The sequence below is a fragment of the Pseudomonas inefficax genome (assembly GCF_900277125.1).
Taxonomy (GTDB): Bacteria; Pseudomonadota; Gammaproteobacteria; order Pseudomonadales; family Pseudomonadaceae; genus Aquipseudomonas; species Aquipseudomonas inefficax.
The window spans coordinates 1-1,286 of the sequence record NZ_OPYN01000115.1 but is presented as its reverse complement, the minus strand read 5'-3'; the positions used below and the strand labels follow the sequence as shown (position 1 = coordinate 1,286).

Here is a 1,286-nt window from a genome sequence, read left to right as displayed (position 1 = left end):
ACCGATCAGGTAGCTGTAGGCACCGCCGGGGGCGGATGGGCCTTGTGCGCCGAGGATGCGGCAGTGGTAGCCATACCAGGCGTCGCCGACCATGTCCTGGCCGAACAGCGGACCCAGCGGGCTGACCTGGCCATCGCCGTCCTCGTCCCAGTACATCCCGTCATGCTTGCCTGGCTCGCTGAATATCTTCTGCGCGTACTCCAGCGCACCGTTGCCGTTGTGGTCCTGGGTGGCGTAGTCCATCTGCGCATCGTGGTAGGCCAGCATTGATTGCATGGCACCCAGTTCGTTGCGGCCAATACGCCGGGCACGTATTTCGGCGCTGCCGGCCTTGAGGTCGAAACGCCAACCCTCGTCGCCTTTGGTCAATGGAATGGGCAACGTCCAGTGATCACCGCCCACCGCGAGGATGGCCTTGTTTGCCCCCGACATGTCGATGCTGTGCTGCGCGCGATACTGCGCCAGGAAGGAGTCAACGTCACTGCGTTGCACACCGCCGCGCGGTATGTAGGTACGCCAGTCATCGCCCAGCAATCGGGCCAGGCGGGCTTCATCAGGTTTCTCCTCGCCCAGTGCCGCGACAAAGGATTCCACCGCCTTCTCCGGTGTCGGGAAGACTTCTTGCGCAGCGGCCAGGGTTGACCAGGCCATACCGGCTGCGATCACCAGTGCCGCTATCGATTGACGGTTCATCGGCGGCCCCCTCCCCCGCGGCGTACGGGCGCACTGGGCCGGGAAATCTGGTGCCCGGCGGCACGCGATGCGCTCGGGCGCTGGGCGAACGACTGGCTGGTGCGACCGCGATTGGCCTGCGCGCTGGTGCGCGAGGGTGAACGCACGCCGTCAAAAGCATTGTTACGTGCCCGGCCGGCGGTATTGGAAGGCCGGTTTTGCGCCAGCTGCCGCCCCTGGCCTTCGCCCTGCCTGCGCGGGTTCACCTGGTTGTTCTGCTGCCGAGCCTGGGTGTTGCGGGTTTCCTGTCGGCGGTCGGTTGCCCTCGGGTTGTCGCTACGGGGCTGCATGCGGTTGCCGAGCGAATTGCCCGCCTGTGCCTCGCGCATCTGCTGGCGAGCCTGGCGGTTGCTGGTGGCTGGCCGTTCGATGCCAGCCCGGTCCATCGACGCCCTGGCCTTGTCACGCGCCTGGGCGCGCTGGGCGTCGTCACCGCGGAAGGCAGTACGCTGGGTAGCGCCGTCCAGCTGGCGACCGTACTGCTGGCGGCTGCGGGAGTCGCGGTACGGTACGCCGTCGCGGTTGGCGGCGTTGTGTTGCCATTTGTTCTGGTT

1 protein-coding gene and 1 pseudogene are annotated in these 1,286 nt (G+C 66.6%); both read right to left on the bottom strand.

Translation table 11 applies throughout. From position 1 onward, the window contains the following. The coding region (locus JV551A3_RS14265; RefSeq protein ID WP_133978823.1) for a DUF2950 family protein at window positions 1-693 on the bottom strand (693 nt) is incomplete at its 3' end. After that, window positions 690-1,286, bottom strand: a pseudogene (locus JV551A3_RS14260) (DUF3300 domain-containing protein); the annotation flags it as partial. The gene JV551A3_RS14265 and the pseudogene JV551A3_RS14260, both read right to left, overlap by 4 nt.